Genomic DNA, 17,949 nt, shown 5'->3' with positions numbered 1-17,949 from the left:
GTGATTAGAATGCTAAGAGAAAGTAATAGTTCACTTAATTCCCAAGACAATAAGCCAACAACTACGAATGGGTTGTTAAAAACGATAGCGATTGTTACATTATTACTTAGTTTTACAGCACTTATTGTTGGTGGGTATGGGATCTTTAGAGGCCAAGCACCAACCCCAATGGAAGTAATTACTCCAGATGGTGAAGTTATCATGACAGAAGATACCATTAAAGGGGGGCAGGCAGTCTTTCTAAAATACGGGCTAATGGATTATGGAAACGTGCTTGTAAATGGTTCCTATATGGGACCTGATTATACCGTCGAGGCATTGAAAGTATATACAGAAGGAATGCAGGATTATTTTGCTGAATTAGATTATGGAACAAAATATATAGATTTAGATGAGTCGGAAAAGTCAATTATAAGAGATCAAGTTATTAATGAAATGCGGGAAAATAGGTTTAAAGAAGATGAGAACACCCTCTATGTTACGGAGGCACAAGTATTCGGTATTGAAAGAGTTGAATCATATTATCGTGATATTTTTACAAATGGGGATGGATGGGGATTGGAAGCAGGACTCATTCAGGAATCGCATCTTCCAAAAACTGACCGCACCTATGTTGCTGCAGGAGATCAACTGGAACAAATCTCACATTTCTTTTGGTGGACGGCATGGTTATCGAGTACAGAACGAGTTGGGGATGAAATATCCTATACGAACAACTGGCCATATTATGAAGATGCTGGAAATACAATGTCTTATTCAGCAATACTATGGAGTGCGATAAGTGTAACAGTACTTGCAATCTTAATCGCAGTTATTTTGTATTTCTTCTATAGTTATCATTTTGGGATGCAACCTGCATTTACGAAAGGTAATAAACTGTTTCACAAGCTAAATCCGCTAAGTTTTTCTTGCTGGTTGTAATTATGTTTTTCATACAAGTAATGTTTGGCGCATTACTTGCTCACTATTACACAGATTCGGATACATTTTTTGGAATAGATTGGATTTATGATCTATTACCATTTGGAGTTTCAAAAGGGTATCACTTACAGTTAGCTATTTTTGGATTGCAATCGCATGGCTAGGTTTGGGAATTTATTTAGCTCCGGACGTTGGCGGTATCGAGCCAAAACGCCAAGGATTATTGGTAGATATCCTATTTTGGGCACTGGTTGTAGTTGTTGGTGGTTCCATGATCGGTCAATGGTTAGGTGTCAACGGGTATCTAGAATGGATAAGAGCCAATCGATCATCAAGAAATATTCATTTAAGTGGACATCGTAGAATTTCTTCATCTTTAGCAATTGGTTTTGTATTTTCTGCTGTTTCAGGATTTGTTATTGATGCAGAACAAAGAGATGGAGAAATTTGGGCAACAAACGATTACAGTAATGTGAATACTCCTGATTATCAAATTAATAAAGAACTAAATGAATTTCCTGGCGGTGATGAACTAATTTTAACTATTGGGCTTACTAGAGATAGTATCGCTGATGAGGTTTCGATGCATTTACACAAACAAGATCTTAATAATTTTCCTAAACTACATCTATATTCAGACGCACCTATCACTTCAGCAGCTCAAGCAAACCTAGTAGTAAATAAATTGAAAAAAGAATTAAAATCAGTCCTTGTTAAAACAAAAGTAACTAAGGTTCATTTGTTTTATGCAGGTCCTGGATATTTAGCGCTGCTTTTAGGTCATAGGTGGAATGGACTTCCGATATTACAATGTTATGAATGGGTGAATACGGGACAATACGTTCCAACATGTACGATACGAGGTTATTGAAAATCAAGTATCTACAGGGATATCAAAAATTAAGTGGGGTTTACCAGATAAAACGGACTGGTTTCAAAAATTATTTGAAAAATATTTAATAATCTTCACAACTAAGGTGCTATGTTTAAATAGCGCCTGTTTACTTATCGTAATCATTATTTCTTAAACAAAAACCGCTATAAAATCCTATAATTCCACAAAATGTTTGCGCTTTCATTAGTTTCTGTATATTCTTAAAAATAAATGATAATAATTATTGAAAAAGCACAGTGGTAAATAGTCAAGAGTAAAATCATAAAGAATTGGAAATTATTTTAACCGTGTATCCTCTTAAGCCTAAATAAGGGTACACCAAAGAAACCTCACAACATTTTACAAAAAATGGATGAGGGAATCACAACAGATGAAAGGTGAGTATTGCTTTAAAACTCTCTCCTTTCAGGTGAAATATATAATTGATTGGTTTTTAGTAGCGAAAAAACCAATCGTACTAATTTTCTTGCGGTTAAGACAAGGGCTCTCTTATGTTGATGCTTGGTTACTTCTTGGTATTTCTTTTGGTAAAACGCTTTATAGTCACTGTCGCTTCTACGAATGGAATCAGCAGCCTGGACTAAATAATAGCGTAAATATTTGTTACCTGTTTTCATGCGACTGGTTTCATCTGCTTCATATTCGCCAGATTGATATTGATTCCATACGAGCCCTGCATATTTCGCTAAGGCATGATGATCTTTGAAACGCTTGATATCGCCTATCTCGGCAATTGAGCCAGCCGCATAAACATCCCCTATTCCTTTAACGGAAGTTAGCGTCTGTGGGATCCCTTTCATGAGTTTGGCTATCTCTTTATCTAAGCGTTTGATCTGACTCTCCATGTGTTGGATGGTGCTTATGATAACCGACATCGACAGATTGACAGGGTCTTGTAATGTTTTGTTTAAACGGTAAGAAGAACGGGCGACTTTTTGTAAGTAACTGGCCACTTCTTCTGGATTTTGAAATCGATTTTTCCCTTTTTCCTGGATAAAATCAACCAAGTTCTGTAAGGACATATTGGTAATCGTTTCGGGTTCTAACTCTTGAATCACCGCGAGACTGGTTGCCCCAAAGGTATTCGAAAAAGGATTGTCTTGACGCATTCCACTAAACTTAATGAATAATTGATTTAATAAATATGTTTTATTACGTGCAATTTCTTTCGCTAAATGGAACCGAGTTCTGGTAAGACGCTGCAACGCTTCATAGTGAATGGCATCTTTCATTTCATTAGGCAGTCGTCCAAATCGCAGGTGGTCAGCGATCACCCAGGCATCTATTCGGTCATTTTTAGGCAAGGTATCGTAGCCTTTTTTGAAGCGAGCGACTTTACGTGCATTGAGCACATAAATGGATGTTGATATGTCTTCTTTCTCTGAAGAAAGTTGTTCTTTTAAATAATGTGCGACATGCCAACCGTAGTTACTCGTAGCTTCTAAACCTATCTTTAGTTGACGTATTTGATTTCTTTCCGCCGTTTCTTTCATCTTTTGAATTAGGGTATCGGCCCCAAGTTCGTCATTGGAAACGGAAAAATCAGTAAGAGAAGTACCATCTTCTTTCATGAAATGGACATGATGAGACTTCATACTAACGTCTAAACCGACAAGCAATTGAGACATAGCCATCACCTCCTATGGTGGTATCTAATAATCAAAACTTTTTCAGACCTGGGTGCCCATCGGAATCATCGATGTCTGCCTCGTTATTAGCACTCGATTCAGAGATAGACCATTTATCGCTACATTCCTAAATCTGAACGGCGCATCCAGTGGTTAGACCTTTCGTGATGAACGACGGGTAGCAGGCTTGATAAGCAGTCCAATATGGCCGCAAGGAGGGGAAGCAATCTCCTAAAAAAGTTCTGTCCCAATCATTGTCCTATGGGCAGGTCTGAAAGTCTATTGAAAAACGGAAATCTATTAAAAAATGACGGAGTATTGAAATGAGGGAATCCCCCATCCTCCGCCATTTCACCTATTTAATTTTGGGTATCTTTAATAAGCAGTATGAGTAACCTCATCTGCGTTCTAGTCAAACATTAATCTTTACAACATGGTTGTCACGCTCCCCCATTCACGGGCGAAGCAAAAACAAAAATAGATGTGAATGAGGAAGCAATGACTTTCCCATTAACTTATAAACTAAACACATTTCGCGAAATGCGGAGAGGGCCTTCAAGGGGGATCCGGATCCAACTGGAAATTCCTCTAAGATGAGCTCTTAAACATATTATACGAGGAGGGGCGTAATGTATAACCCGGTTGTTGACCCATCTAAAAAACACTATGGATCAAATTTTTGGGACTGCTATAGCTCCAAGATAGATAGAGACGTGCATTTTTATAGTGAATTGGAATATGATCATTGGATCCATATTGAAACGAATGCTAATATAGTAGAATTTTGTGAAAAACCAAAGAAAATCAAAGGTATTTTAGACAATAAGATTCACGAAACTACTTTTGATATGTGGATTAAATGGAAAGATGGAAAAGAGGAATTTTTAGAGGTTGCCTATAAGAAAAATATTGAAACCTCTAATAGCACTAAGAGACGTATTCAACTCCATCAAGAGTGGTGTAAGAACAACAATTACAATTATCGTATTCTAAATGAAGATGAAATCAGAAAACAACCACTGTTAGATAATCTCAAGGTAATGCTTCCTTATACTAAGAATTTTGATAAAGTAAATGAAATCTTGATTTTCTCCCTATTGAAAAATATTAAACAAAATCCAGTAACATTTCGAGATTTAATGAAAAAAATCACACAAGTAGACACGTATTCTTTTTATTTAAATATCATTTATCTGTATTACCAGGGCGAGATAAATATCGATCTGGAAGAGGAATATTTCAATCATTTATCAAAGGTGTGGAAAAAGAATGAGTAAATACAAAAATTTATTCAACGAACCTGATTTTCCAAAAGAGTTAATTGACAGATCAAATTGGGCCACAGTTTACGAAAATAATCTAGAAGGCGATAAGAAAGAGATATTTTTAAAAAGAAAAAAAGCAGTAGATATGTATATGGACGGTGAAAAAACTATTAAGGAAATATGTTCTATTACTAAAGTGAATCATACCGATTTGTATCGGTTACTGAAACGTTGTGTAGTGCTTGACAGTAATGGACAAGTTTTTGGGTATAAAGCTTTAATCCCTAATTTTAGAATTAAACCGTACACCAGAGAAGTGAACATTGATGGCTTTGGTCAGAATAATGAAGATATAAAACTCACAGGTGCATTTCAGAAGCTCCTTGATAAATTTCCTGACATCAAAGAGGAAATAAAGGAACTTGTTTTCAAAAAGAAGAAAAATGAACCTTCTACCAACATTTCCATGGGGAAAGACCTGCATAGAAAATTTATCAATATATGCAAAAAGCATCCGTTAATTGATTATCAAAAGGGGGATTACCCTTTTAATACGGACGATTTTGCAAAAAGATCATTCTATAGATATATTAAAAATCTAAAGCTAGACAATCCCAATAAAACCGTCAAAGAATATGGAAAGGATTCTGAGGTGCTGTTAAAAAATACTGGAACTGGTACTCAAACCAACAATATTATACGACCTTTTCATCGCGTAGAGTTCGATGGACATAAGATTGATACAACTATTGCTATTAAATATACTACCCCTGAAGGGGATGAAATTGTAGATGTAATGGAACGAATTTGGCTATTAACTATAGTTGATTGTGGGACGAATTGTACGTTAGGGTATACTATTGTCTTAAATAAAGAGTATTCTGCAGCCGATGTCCTTACTTGCGTTAAAACAGCTGTACTTCCGAGATCCCCCATTCAAATAACAATACCTGGAATTAATATTCCTGATTATGGAGGTTTCCCTTCAGATGTCATACCTGAGACAGCATATGCAGTTTGGGATGAACTTCTATTTGACAACGCGATGGCGAATATTGCTAAAAACGTTAAAAGTAAACTAAAAAGAATTGTAGGTTGCCAAGTGAATACTGGTCCTGTGGGCACTCCTACAAAGAGACCACTTGTGGAAAAATTATATCATTTGCTTGAGGAAAACGGATTTCAAAAATTGACCACAACAACAGGAAGCCACCTACGTGACCCCAAAAGACAAAACCCAGAAGTAAAGGCTATTAAATATGAAGTAACACCTGATGAAATTGAACAATTGGCAGAAGTATTAATTGCCAGACGTAACGGGACTCCTCAGAAGAGGATAAATGGACTTTCACCACTAGAGGTAATGCAACAACGAATAAACAGAAAGATGCCATATAGAAAAATTGATGAGGAATACAAGGATGGTTATGAATTTCTTACCATTGACGACACAAGAGTAATTAGAGGCTCTTTAGAAAAAGGAAGAAGACCGTACATTAGATTTATGGGTGTAGATTATAGAAACGATGCTCTGTCAGAAGGATTCGATCTTATTGGAACAAAACTTACCCTAATTGTAAATATTGAAGATCTGCGATATATAAAAGCATATTTACACAATGGTGCAGAGTTAGGGCTATTAAAAGCCGCAGGAAAATGGTCTGTTAGAAAACATAGTATTAAGATTCGTAAAGTAATTAATAAATTAGTTAGTACTGGACAACTGAAAATTTCACTGGAAGAAGACCCAATTGATGCGTATCATATCTATTTAAAAGAAAAGGCAAAGAATAATAAAAGTGCTCGAAATCAACTGGCAGCGATAGATAAGGTTTTAAATAGAGACAGGGAACATGTTGAAAAAAACTACTCCCAGGATGATACTGACTTCAATAACAATGGTAATAACATCCATAACATTCATTCTAAAAGTTCTAATAAAGCAAAGAAAATTTATAAAAGTAGCTATAAAAAAAGAGAAAGGTTCTTTTTCAATTCTTAACAAAGGAGTGTAAACGAATGCAAAATTCTTCTGAAAAAAAACTTCACACGGTAAGACCGAATATACCTGTGGGTGGACACCCAATAGAACAAGGTGATTATCTTATTGATACTATTGCAATTAATGAAATTGCTGACTCAATCCTTAAATGGATTAGTTTTCGAAATCCTGGTGCCATTATATATGGTGCACCTAGGTTGGGAAAATCATATGCTATTAAATATCTCAAAAGAGTTTTTGATATTAAATATGAAAATCAATGGATTACTTTTGTTGTGAGAACTCGAAAGATGAAAACACCAAATGAAAGTCGTTTTTTTGAATTCTTGCTCAAAGATGTGGGGCACGAGCTGTTCGATAAGGGGAAGGCGGATGCAAAAAGAGAAAGACTTGTTAATTTTTTTCTAGAAAAAGGTGATGGTTCAGTTAGAAACCAAGTAGTATTATTTGTTGATGATGCCCAACGATTATCGTCAATAGAATTTGAGTGGTTAATGGATATTTTTAACGAATTGGATAGTTACGGAATTACCCTAACGACCATTTTAGTAGGTCAAAAAGAACTTAGTCATAAAAGAAATATTTATCTGACTACAGATAAGCAAATTGTAGGTAGATTTATGATTCAAGAGAACAAGTTTTATGGATTGCGGGAAAAAGAGGAATTAGCCTATTTATTAGCCTCTTATGATCAGATTTCAGAATACCCAGTTAACAGTGGTTGGTCGTATACACGCTACTTCTTTCCGATTGGATATGAACAAGGATATCGCTTAGAAAATGAAACGGATGAAATATGGCAATCCTTCCAAATGGTAAGGTCAGAAGCTGGCATTAAAAGATCTGCAGAAATACCAATGCATTATATGATTGCCATTATTAATTACGTGTTAAAGAAATATGGAGCAAATGAAGAGAATGTGGAATGGCCGACTACTAGCATGTGGAGAGAGGCTATGATTGAGTCTGGCTATGTAAATGCAGAGGTGATTCAATCATCAAGCGAATAAAGATGTTATTCCAAAATAGACAAACTCAATATTACACTTATACTTGGAACAAAGAATGGATAACAGAATATGAGTCGCCATGGAGCATATTAAAAAAGTTTCAATACGCCAATTGTTTAAGCACTAACAATATATATGATATCTTGGGGAGAAAAAACGGAAAAATTTATCGTGATCTATATACATTGTCAGGGTTTGACGACCATTTATTAGAAAAGGCGTTACAGTTTCCTTTAAAAAAAGAAAACAATGCATTTCTAATTGATATTCTAGAACCATTGATGGATAGTAAAGAATTAGAACAGGGATATTTACGTCTTTATTTTATGCGTGATTTTTTTACTTTTTGTCCTGTATGTATATCTAATACATATCATTCTTTGTTACATCAATTCATATTCATTCATAAATGTCCATTTCATCCTGTACCACTCAAAGATACATGTCCAAATTGTAATCAAAAAATACCTTATGAATTGGATGATCAATACTTTAAATCCCCATTTACTTGTATTTGTGGATTTAAATTTGCTCAATTGGATCGCCGTATTACTACATTCAAGACCCCTGTTATAAAAGATAGTAATGTACATAGGTGGCTCAATTTATGTATGAACTCGACTAATCACCGCTTAGATCATCTATTCTTTTTAGAAGCACTAAGAAAAGACCCTAGATACATGGATCAAGACTTCACTTACGAATTAGCTGATTTATTTTCAGTTATTAATAAAAAAGGGAACATAATATCAACAAAGAGTAATATCGAGCAAATCAAATCCAAAGGTCAAATAACGAAAAATCTTACGAAGAAGGGATTGAAGTGCCAACTTTTAAATAACCAAGAATTAAGTGTTGTGAACCTTAAGGATGAATCGGTCAAGATTTGTAATCAATTATTCAACTCGATTGCAAGACAATTGAGAAAAACAGTCCTTAGAAAACATATTGGGTGCATTAAACATTTTACCAGGTACCACGATGATATAACTAAGAAGGAGCTTTGTCCGTTTGCTGTTGCCTATGTTGTTTGGCGAATGAGACTGCAACATTATAGAGGAATGGGTGAAGTAGATAATTTTGCTAAGCCACCCTTATCAAAGCTTCATATTACTAGCTACGGTTATCCTGTAAACCATGGTTATGAACTAATTAGTGACTTTCTTAATCAGTTAAAGCTTGCAGAAAAATATGGAACGCATGCAATATATCATTGGAAAATGAATCGATTTGTTGGAGAACATATTTTAAGCGACTTTAAAAGGTGCTTGGTTGCAGCCGAAGGCTTTATTGATGGAAAGGATTTTAATTGGAACTACATCGACAGTTTTAAACATTTAACAAGAGCTATCATTGAACCACCTACAGGACCTAATAAAAAATATTATTTGTACGTAAATAGTATAAATACTATTGAGGAATTCACTAAGCGATTAAATTGCCCAAACGATAGAGTCAAAAAAAGAATGGGACCAAAGGAGAAATATAAATATATAACTGAGCTTGAAAAGATTTTTAATAATTCATAATAAACATTGTAAAACATTGTATAAGCAAAACGCATAACATTTTAGTTAGGCGTTTTGCTTATTTTGTAGTCTATTTTAACGAACGGGGGAGATACTAGTAAAAATTATACAAAGGCTGGGTGAAAATTGATAAATAATACGAAGGAAGTGACGTGGAACAGGGAGTGGATAAATGAGTTTGAATCACCATGGGGTATCTTCGAAAAATTTAAATATGCTAATGCTGCTAGTGTAAAAGATATATTTTGCCTCTTTGGTACGAAAGAAGTAAGACAATTACAAAGCAGCCCCGGTAAACTTCATAGAAATTTGACTACTTTAGATGGAATTGAAGAACAATTAATTAGTAAATCCTTAGCATATCCTGTTAAAAAAACACATTACCAAAACATTGCAAGTTTATTTGGCGTTTTATCACATGATAAATCAGATATAAACAAATACTTTTATAATCATCTTGTCTTCTGTAAACATTGTATTTCTATCGGGTACCATAGCTTGTTTCATCAATTTTTGTTAATATCGAAATGTCCCTATCATAACACTCCTTTGATTAAAGAGTGTCCTACCTGCGGCAGAGAAATCCCTTATATTTTATCAGATGAATATACCGATCCTCCATTCACATGTAAATGTGGATACTCTCTTATTGAGAAGCATACAAGGAAGATGAATTTTTCGATTTGGAAAGAAGCAAAGAAACTTAGCGTAAAAGATTCTTCAATTAAAAAATGGCTTTCCTTAGATAAAAGTGCTGATAATCTTTGCAAAATCTATTTCTTTCAAAGTCAAAATTTAAAAACTGATCATATAATTAAACATTTAATATGGGTCTTAAATTCAGGACCAATAGACAGAAAAAATGGTCATCATATGGTACATGTCAATTCCTATAGAAAGGGGGCAAGTCAAGCTCAACGAGTGGAATTTTATACCTTTTCATTTAAAATCTATAAATCCATTGCTCGTCACCTAAAGAAAACATTATTAAAAAATCATATCACTTGTATAGCCCGACTAAAGAGAAAAGCTCCAGATAAAGAAATGTGTCCATATGCTTATGCATTTGTTAACTGGAGAAAGAATCTTGAAGGGTTAAACCACTACTCAGATTCTGAAAACGGTTTAAAATATAAAAGACACAGTGAACCCATGCTGGAATTTACATTAAAACAAAATAATATAACTTTGAAAGATTTGATTGAGGATATTAAAGTTACTTTCCCAAAAACAGCCAGAAATCATCAATTAATATGGGTAATAAATAAAATAATCCCTATTTTAATTCTTAACCATTTTTATAATTGGTTGGCTATATCAAAAGAATTTGCTAGCAATAATCTAATTACTCACTATACACCATTTGGATATGAATGTATGCCATATTTTGTTATGGAATTTAGCAAAAAAGAAGGGGAGGGGATAAAATTAAGCTATAAGGATCCTATATATATAAATTTAGGTCAAAAGCTTGCTAATTTAATCTGTCCATTTTCCTCCATGACTTAAAATTCCTTGAGATGAACTTAACTATCACGAAGTTTTAAAGGTTGAAACGATAAGTTATATATCTTTGTTTCAGTGATTTTCACTTCTATTGGGTAACAGCCCAATTTTCTGGGGTATTGGGTGAAAATTTAGGTTTAATTATCGTTCTTAGCTTTATAGACATAATGACAAAGTTAATTGGTGCATCACTTGAGGCAAAATTTTTTGGATTATAATTGGAATAGATCATTGGGAATTGGGGCTGCAATGGATCGTGGGGAGAAGTGACATTGATAATTGTAACATTAGGTCTTGAAACTCATTTGCTACCTCAAGATATATTTGCTGTCAATATCGTTATATGTCTGGTTATAACTATTGTTACTCCACCAATGATGAAGTGGTTTTTAATTAGTAATGAACTACCAATCAGAATCTGTCGAAGATATGTAGAACACACTAAAGATATATTTAGTCCATATTCGAAACGATGTTAAGGAGTGAAATTTATGATTCAAATGATTCGGTCATATGCAGGGTAAGTTTATATATGACTTTTCCTGATTCCGTTATTTCATCTTTGCTGGAATTGAGTATTTTGGATTCAAATTCCTTTTTATTACTTGCATTATTATCATAACTTTTTGACAGTAAAGTATTGTAATTTACCTTTATTAATCCACATGGTATGACTATAGTTACTATAATCTTCATAGTACACTGAAACCCATTCAACTGTGTCAACTGATAATTCGGTAAGAAAATGTTCTAATTCGCTATCACTTAATTGAACAAATCCATGTGTGTCTATGAAAAATAAATTTACATCGTTCAATGCTCACACGTCCTTTATTCAAATATATTTTGATAATTATATATAAATCTAATCGAGTAGAAGAAGGTAGCTAACCTCCGGTTAGTTTCTTAAATTCTTTCCACAGTATTATTCATAACCTTCTTCGAACCCTGCTATCTTAATTTTTGCCGCTGACTTCATTCAGATTCTAGGTCATCCTAATCACCCTTGTCTTAGGGTAATCACTAAATCACTACTAGTGCCTTCACAATTCGGAACTTGAACCCTAATGAATGTACACATGCCTGACATACATATAATATTTACTATAGAATGGTAAATCTGTAAAAATATTATTCGTGAAATCATATAAATATCGCTATTGAAAATTTAAACTAATAATTCTAATGATATAGCAACAACCCACTGAATGTTGGGATTGTATATACATATTATTTGGTTTTGATCTTTTTACATTAAAAAAATTAAATTGGGGGGTAAACCGAATTAATAGTAGTTTAATAGAAGATTACTTTCAATAATCCTATACTTAAAAATATAAGCGCATCCAAAAATCAAGATTTCTTGGAGCAATTGTAGCATATGATGAAAATTAAAAATTGTTACTTTTAAAAGGAGAGTAAATAAAATCGCTTATACTTTTCAACATATGGATAATATGGATGTAAGGCAGCCTTTTTTATTAGCTAAATATTTAATTACTCCAATCTAAAGTGCTTTTCCAGACCTGAAGTAGTTAACATCACAGTGATACTTCAAAAATAGGCACGATATAGGAGATATCGGTCTTATTTATGTTGAATTTTGGGCAGCATATTTTTTCACGTTTAAAGCTCTTGCCAATTGATCTTAGGTATTTACTTAGTTAAAAATTTGTTGATGGTGGACGTAAACAAACACTAAAAAAAGTGAAATTGATAAAGAAGAATATTTAAGGAGCCCGGATATTTAATCCACCCGCAATTGCTGGGTGAATTTTCTTTGTTTACATGACTATATATGGTTAAACCTATCCACCAGGGTAAATGGGATATAATATACCGTCCAATTCAAACAATGTTCTTGTAGTTTCCTCAGATACGACCAAAACTAACACATCTGACCGTTCGAAGAGTCTAATAGCCGCTCGACCCATTCAATTAAATCGAAACTATTGATAGAAAATGCGGCTTTTATATAATTTCAATACAATAGACTTCAATTATCATATTAAATAGAAGCAATAGAATGATATTTGGGTTTGCTTGGATTGACTTACAAGACCAAACCTAAAATCCCAAAATTGACCTACTTATAAAATTGAAAGGAACGCAATTTATATGAAAGATTATTTATTTCAGTTCCTTATATTACAGATAAAGCAAACCAAAGTTATAACCGTAAAATAAGAAGTTACTGCCTTCTCTAATGGCAAAGAGAGAGCGAAGCACATCTTCAAAAAAATTGATAAATGGATAATAGAAGGTAGAGGAAAGAGAGAAAGGGTTAATTACATACCTTGGTTAACAATTCAAGATGTACCTTCTGAGGGTGTCGCTCCAGGACATAAAGGATGGAAAACAAATAGAATCCATCATGTTTTTCTATTGTTTTTCCCAAAGGACGCAAAGGATACTGCTCTCTAATATCTGTAACAACGTCTGACCATTCCAATTCATAAAGATAATGTAATTCAAGTTTTGACATCTTCAGCGCTTGAATGTGATAATTGGCTTGGTTTTAAAGAGGTACGTGCCTGTTAAACCCAAAAAAGTTACTATAGAACTGCCTTTCGATGCAAATGGTAAGGATCGTGATTGCAATGACATTTCCTCACAGAAGAAGCTCAAGCTTTTTTTGAAGCTGCTGGAGTACCAGAAAAAGACCTTCACAGACTTGACCGTGAAGGTGACGGTCAAGTCTGTGAAGGAACCTAAATTTGATCTGTTAATCGAGTAGTTAAATCAATTATTTCGTTAAATATTGCCTCTCTAGTTTTTTTAGATAAATCTGGATTTTGAAATAGGGAGATCAGGCCATGGATTTCCTTAATCAACATTTCATCAGATCCTTCAGGAAATTCATCGTTATTCGGAAAATGTACTATATTATTACACATCTGCTTTCCTCCATGCTGAGAATTAATCTTCTGCGGAAATCTGGACGGACTGCTATATCATTCCACCTATTCCTTTTCTGTAAATCATCATTTTTTGATGCCGTACAAGCCAGCATGTTCGATTTGGTTCTCTGTTATCACATTAATTTTTGCTATTCCTAACAAAACCGCTTATTAAATTTGGTACCCTACCATCATCTACATGTACCAAAACTATTCTCTGGTACAATAGATTTTGTCATAGAAATCAAATCTCCTTTGGTTTTAGTTTCAGGAAACCGAAGAGGTGGGTCCCAAGAAAGTATTAATAGTGAATTCATTATATCTTGGTTATAAGTTCGGTAAAGATCGACCAGTTATAAATTAGGGATACGTCTCTTCCTTCAAACCAAGTCTTATTGTTCGATCCCCAGCCTTTTGGCACTTTGTTCAACCATCAATGGGATCACCTTTCGAATATCTACAAATTCGTATCTAAACGAATTTGCTTTTGAATTCGATAGTTTCCAAGTATAAGGAAACATGGCATAGGGAGACAATTTTGCATCGTCATGACCGGATTGACCTACATGAAACCGGGGAGAAACACCTAATAATTTTCCAATTTCACGACTAAGTTCCTGGATACTAAGGTATCCGCTATTTCCAGCATTAATCGGACCTTGATAATCAGACTTCACACCCATCATTCTGAGGAAGTCCGCAATATCCCATGCTGTCACATAGGTAATAGGGTGTTCTGTCTCAAAAACCCCAATGGATTTTCCATTTGCCACATGTCTAACATAGAAATCAAATCGGCCTGTAAAGTCATCGTTCCCCGATACCACCATCGCTGCACGAACAGCTACCACTGGAAATACAGCATGCTGAAAAAAATAAGCCTCCGCCTGGCGTTTTCCTTCATCATAGGCATAATCGTCAGCATCCAGATTAACTTTGTAGTTTTCCGGGATAAAATCGCTTTCCACTATTTCAGTTTCTTTATGACCGTACACTGCCATACTCGACGTAAAGACATATCGTTTTATACGGTTGCCGAATGTTTCAACTGCGATTTTGGCTTCTCTTGGATTAAAACAAATTTGATCATAGACTACGTCAAAGTACTGGTTTTCAAAGGCACGATTCATTGAACCCTGATCCGTACGATCAATTATAATTCTTTTTACCTTTTCCCCGAAGTCATCTGAAGTTTGACCACGAGTAGCAATGGTTACATCATGTCCATCTTGAAGTAATAACTCAACTAAGCGTCGACCAAAAAACCTTGTACCGCCCATAACAAGAATTTCCATAAAAGCCCTTCTTTCATTTTTCAAATTTGGATAAAATGAATACTGCCTTTTTATAAGTCGTTGATGGGACATATTCATGCCCTTTTTAAGCAAATCCTAAATGTTAAGCTTTAAGGTTCTTTTTGATATGTTGAACAATTTTTCGTAGCTCTGTTGTCGTTGGTCTGCCAAATGGGCTTGTTTGCTTTTGTTGATAAAGCAAACTGCCCTCCGCATTTGTTAGGAAGTATGCAGGTTCGCCGTGAGAACCGTGGTCCTCATAGGGATCATTTTCATTATGGTAAAAGACATCATAAGCTTTTAATACGTTTAAATCCTGATCAGACAGAACTGGGAATGTAAAATTATGTTTTTCAACCATTTGGTTCAAATTATCAAGGTTGTCTGTAGAAACTACTGTAAAATACACTTCTTTATTTTCAAAGTAACTTTTGTTTTTTTCTAGTTCTTTAAGATCTTCGACACATACAGGGCACCAAGAACCTCTAAAATAGATGACTAGATGCCAGCCTTTATTATCATTACGAAAAGACTCGAAATCATATTGGTAACCGGACGTAGAGGGGAGTTCAAAGTTAGGAACTTTATCTCCTAGATTAAATCTATTCACAAATAGACCTCCTAAAGTAATATTTGAAATTAAGTTATTTTTAGTATAAAGATATTAATTAAACTACTATGGGCGAATCCCTATAATGCATTTTTTCAAAGCTTCTTCAATTGATAAATGATTTCCTCCGGTTCCATTCGATCCTAAGCAAAGGTATATATATGCCCTGCGGACAGATCCAGCGATCTGTTTTGTTGAACTCTTTGATAGCAAACCCTAGATTATTTTTAAAGGTATCCTAAAGATAAGTGGCAGTTCAAACAGAATTTTGTAGTTTCCGACAACACTACCATTCGAATCGCACAGTACCCGAAAGGTTATTTCCTCCCTCTCCTACTGGAACACAGAATTATCAGGACTTTGAGGAGTGGTAGCAATCAATTGAGCACCAAGCCTCTGAAACAGTGGTAAAAATTGTTGATAAGTCCGGTGCTTTCAATTGCAGAATGGACAACCAACTGCCTCGGTAGAAGGTCAAGACAACCGGACCATTCTCAAGCTCTTTATACAGAGACACTTTTAAACAAAGCGGCTTCGTCAATGTAAAATTCGGAGCTTCTTCCCCTACCTTAATATGTCCCAAAATTTGCATTTGTACATCCTTAGGTACGTTGGTAGCAAACGTTTCCCATTCTTAAATCAATTACCCTTTTCATAACATCGTTTCACCCCTTTATGTTTTTTGGAGTGTTAACTCCATTTTAATAGACCGATCATAACAATGTTTTTTTGGAGTGTCAACTCCAATTTATGAAGAAGATAATCTATCGTGGCTAAGTGTAAACTCCCGGTTCACCAAGTTCATGCGCTACTCGCATCACGAAGATACCTCTGCACAAATTCTACCTTCCTGAATTTCGGATATCTGTAGTCTTGTACTCCACGATTTACAATGTGGCTCACAAGAACTTTTTTATCTACTGAAGAAGGGGATAAAAGTATAGACAAAGGAAATGACGTTGAACTTGTAAAGTGGAATATCATTTCCAGTTATTAAAAATATAAAAAAACCAAAAATAAAGTGAAAATAAAAAACTGACCCAAAACAGTCATTATTTAACGAGCTTTTGGGTCAGCCTCTATATTTATGGGTGTATATTTTCTTCTTTACTACTCTTGAAATCCCTAATAAAAAAAGGATTTCAATTAATTGTATCACCTTCGACATATAGGATTTTATTTTGGCTAGCGAAATCCAATAATACCTAATCTTCGTTCCTCATAATCAGAGTTTGCCACTTACTTTCTATAGATCCAGCGTCATTTGGATTCTCTCGCATTACGTTTACTTATACTTCTGTCCTCGCAGTTCGGGACTTTCACCATTGAGACTCATCCAAAATTACCTCACACAAATTAATTTAAAAAGAAGTCCGTGCGTCGATTACATGATCCCCTGTTAGGAATTTTCATCTTAAAATCACTTAAAGAACCGATTAATAATTTCTCGGCTATTCCCTTTTTAAGAGTATCCCATTCATTGTTTTCAATACCATTCAATAAATTTTTTTTTGGATGTAAAACCTATTTTTTTGTTATACTTATAATATGGAAAAACTAAATGAACTTAGGATACCAAAACATCGGCTGACGAAAAAGGGTGAAGAGACTCGCTCTCGAATCGTTTCTGCTGCAGCCAAATTGATGTTTGAGAAAGGTGTTTCAGGTACAAGCGTAGGGGATGTGCAAAAAGAGGCTCAAGTTAGCTCGTCCCAGCTATACCATTATTTCAAGGAGAAACGAGAGCTGGTTAAAGCCGTAATTATTTATCAGACTGAGAAAGTGCTAAGCACCCAAGAGTCTTCGGTAATCCAACTTGACAGTATAGAAGCCCTAAAAACTTGGCGCGATGCAATTGTTCAACTTCAAAATGAGAGGCAATGCCGGGGTGGGTGTCCAATCGGCTCGCTTGCCAGTGAGTTGTCAGACATAGAGCCAGATGCGCGTTCCGAGCTCGAAGTCGGTTTTATGCAGTGGGAGAATTTTATTCGAATAGGGCTACGCACGATGCAGGAGCGTGGCGAACTGAGCACCAATGCCAATCCAGACGAACTCGCTCTTGCGTTGCTGACCACACTTCAAGGAGGACTTCTTCTTACGCAGGTTCGCAAAGAAACACTACCCCTTGAAGTAGGATTGGACAGTATGCTAGCACATATCAGCTCATTCATCATTTGATATGGCAGAATGATAAAACTTTTTTCATTTGCGCAAGATAGCATTCTAATTTATTAGAAGGGCAAAGCAGAAAATATCATGGAAAAAGCACTCTAATTCGCAACTGTTCTGCCCCGTAAATGTTGACACCAAACAACTTCTACGGGGTATTTTTTATGGACAAATTAAAACTGAAGAAAAGTTAAAGATTGTTTTAAGGTATTTAAAATG

Annotated in this window: 11 protein-coding genes and 2 pseudogenes; 9 read left to right on the top strand and 4 right to left on the bottom strand. The window is 34.9% G+C overall.

What is annotated here, in order from left to right; genetic code table 11:
* Positions 1–9 precede the first annotated feature (9 nt).
* Together IEV74_RS11775 and IEV74_RS11765 are read left to right on the top strand one after the other, a co-directional pair.
* Positions 10–1,228 (top strand): annotated as a pseudogene (locus IEV74_RS11775) (cbb3-type cytochrome c oxidase subunit I); the annotation flags it as partial.
* 6 nt (positions 1,229–1,234) lie between these two features.
* Positions 1,235–1,792 carry an SAVED domain-containing protein gene (locus IEV74_RS11765; RefSeq protein ID WP_229683160.1) on the top strand — a complete coding sequence of 186 codons (558 nt, stop codon included), beginning with the start codon at positions 1,235–1,237 and terminating at the stop codon, positions 1,790–1,792.
* Positions 1,793–2,205: 413 nt separating this feature from the next.
* Here the strand turns inward: IEV74_RS11765 and IEV74_RS11760 are convergent, their stop codons facing one another.
* Positions 2,206–3,444: an IS110 family RNA-guided transposase gene (locus IEV74_RS11760; protein ID WP_188455568.1), complete on the bottom strand. Its 1,239-nt coding sequence runs from the start codon at positions 3,442–3,444 to the stop codon at positions 2,206–2,208.
* Between the two features lie 629 nt (positions 3,445–4,073).
* On the opposite strand from IEV74_RS11760, the gene IEV74_RS11755 reads away from it, so the two are divergent.
* From IEV74_RS11755 to IEV74_RS20015, 6 genes and pseudogenes are all read left to right on the top strand, one after another.
* Entirely contained in the window at positions 4,074–4,721 is a 648-nt protein-coding gene (locus tag IEV74_RS11755; protein WP_188455567.1) for a TnsA endonuclease N-terminal domain-containing protein, read from the top strand.
* The gene (locus IEV74_RS11750; RefSeq protein WP_188455566.1) at positions 4,714–6,711 is read left to right on the top strand and encodes a hypothetical protein; all 1,998 of its coding nucleotides are present in this window, start codon (positions 4,714–4,716) and stop codon (positions 6,709–6,711) included. The genes IEV74_RS11755 and IEV74_RS11750 overlap by 8 nt, the downstream gene beginning before the upstream one ends.
* 17 nt (positions 6,712–6,728) lie before the next feature.
* Positions 6,729–7,721, top strand: coding sequence for an ATP-binding protein (locus IEV74_RS11745; protein ID WP_188455565.1), 993 nt, complete (start codon positions 6,729–6,731; stop codon positions 7,719–7,721).
* Positions 7,722–7,723: 2 nt separating this feature from the next.
* Positions 7,724–9,250, top strand: coding sequence for a hypothetical protein (locus IEV74_RS11740; protein WP_188455564.1), 1,527 nt, complete (start codon positions 7,724–7,726; stop codon positions 9,248–9,250).
* Between the two features lie 147 nt (positions 9,251–9,397).
* Positions 9,398–10,759: a hypothetical protein gene (locus IEV74_RS11735; RefSeq protein WP_188455563.1), complete on the top strand. Its 1,362-nt coding sequence runs from the start codon at positions 9,398–9,400 to the stop codon at positions 10,757–10,759.
* A 37-nt stretch (positions 10,760–10,796) separates the two neighbouring features.
* Positions 10,797–11,235, top strand: a pseudogene (locus IEV74_RS20015) (cation:proton antiporter); the annotation flags it as partial.
* A 2,232-nt stretch (positions 11,236–13,467) separates the two neighbouring features.
* Here the strand turns inward: IEV74_RS20015 and IEV74_RS11730 are convergent.
* The 3 genes from IEV74_RS11730 to IEV74_RS11720 all read right to left on the bottom strand — a co-directional run bounded on the left by IEV74_RS11730 (position 13,468) and on the right by IEV74_RS11720 (position 15,561).
* Positions 13,468–13,653, bottom strand: coding sequence for a hypothetical protein (locus IEV74_RS11730; protein WP_188455562.1), 186 nt, complete (start codon positions 13,651–13,653; stop codon positions 13,468–13,470).
* Between the two features lie 395 nt (positions 13,654–14,048).
* Complete coding sequence (locus IEV74_RS11725) at positions 14,049–14,951, bottom strand: NAD-dependent epimerase/dehydratase family protein (protein ID WP_188455561.1); 903 nt, start codon at positions 14,949–14,951, stop codon at positions 14,049–14,051.
* 103 nt (positions 14,952–15,054) lie between these two features.
* Complete coding sequence (locus IEV74_RS11720; protein ID WP_188455560.1) at positions 15,055–15,561, bottom strand: peroxiredoxin family protein; 507 nt, start codon at positions 15,559–15,561, stop codon at positions 15,055–15,057.
* Positions 15,562–17,109: 1,548 nt separating this feature from the next.
* Here IEV74_RS11720 and IEV74_RS11710 point away from each other — a divergent pair.
* Positions 17,110–17,739, top strand: coding sequence for a TetR/AcrR family transcriptional regulator (locus tag IEV74_RS11710; protein ID WP_188455558.1), 630 nt, complete (start codon positions 17,110–17,112; stop codon positions 17,737–17,739).
* Positions 17,740–17,949 lie beyond the last annotated feature (210 nt).

The sequence above is a fragment of the Virgibacillus oceani genome (genome assembly GCF_014638995.1).
Classification (GTDB): Bacteria; Bacillota; Bacilli; order Bacillales; family Amphibacillaceae; genus Virgibacillus_E; species Virgibacillus_E oceani.
This window is presented reverse-complemented; position numbering and strand designations above follow the sequence as displayed.

Bases quoted from the DNA above. Each gene is read 5' to 3' on its own strand.
- IEV74_RS11760 (WP_188455568.1), bottom strand. From the start codon at position 3,444: ATGTCTCAATTGCTTGTCGGTTTAGACGTTAGTATGAAGTCTCATCAT.
- IEV74_RS11755 (WP_188455567.1), top strand. From the start codon at position 4,074: ATGTATAACCCGGTTGTTGACCCATCTAAAAAACACTATGGATCAAAT.
- IEV74_RS11750 (WP_188455566.1), top strand. From the start codon at position 4,714: ATGAGTAAATACAAAAATTTATTCAACGAACCTGATTTTCCAAAAGAG.
- IEV74_RS11745 (WP_188455565.1), top strand. From the start codon at position 6,729: ATGCAAAATTCTTCTGAAAAAAAACTTCACACGGTAAGACCGAATATA.
- IEV74_RS11740 (WP_188455564.1), top strand. From the start codon at position 7,724: ATGTTATTCCAAAATAGACAAACTCAATATTACACTTATACTTGGAAC.
- IEV74_RS11730 (WP_188455562.1), bottom strand. From the start codon at position 13,653: ATGTGTAATAATATAGTACATTTTCCGAATAACGATGAATTTCCTGAA.
- IEV74_RS11725 (WP_188455561.1), bottom strand. From the start codon at position 14,951: ATGGAAATTCTTGTTATGGGCGGTACAAGGTTTTTTGGTCGACGCTTA.
- IEV74_RS11710 (WP_188455558.1), top strand. From the start codon at position 17,110: ATGGAAAAACTAAATGAACTTAGGATACCAAAACATCGGCTGACGAAA.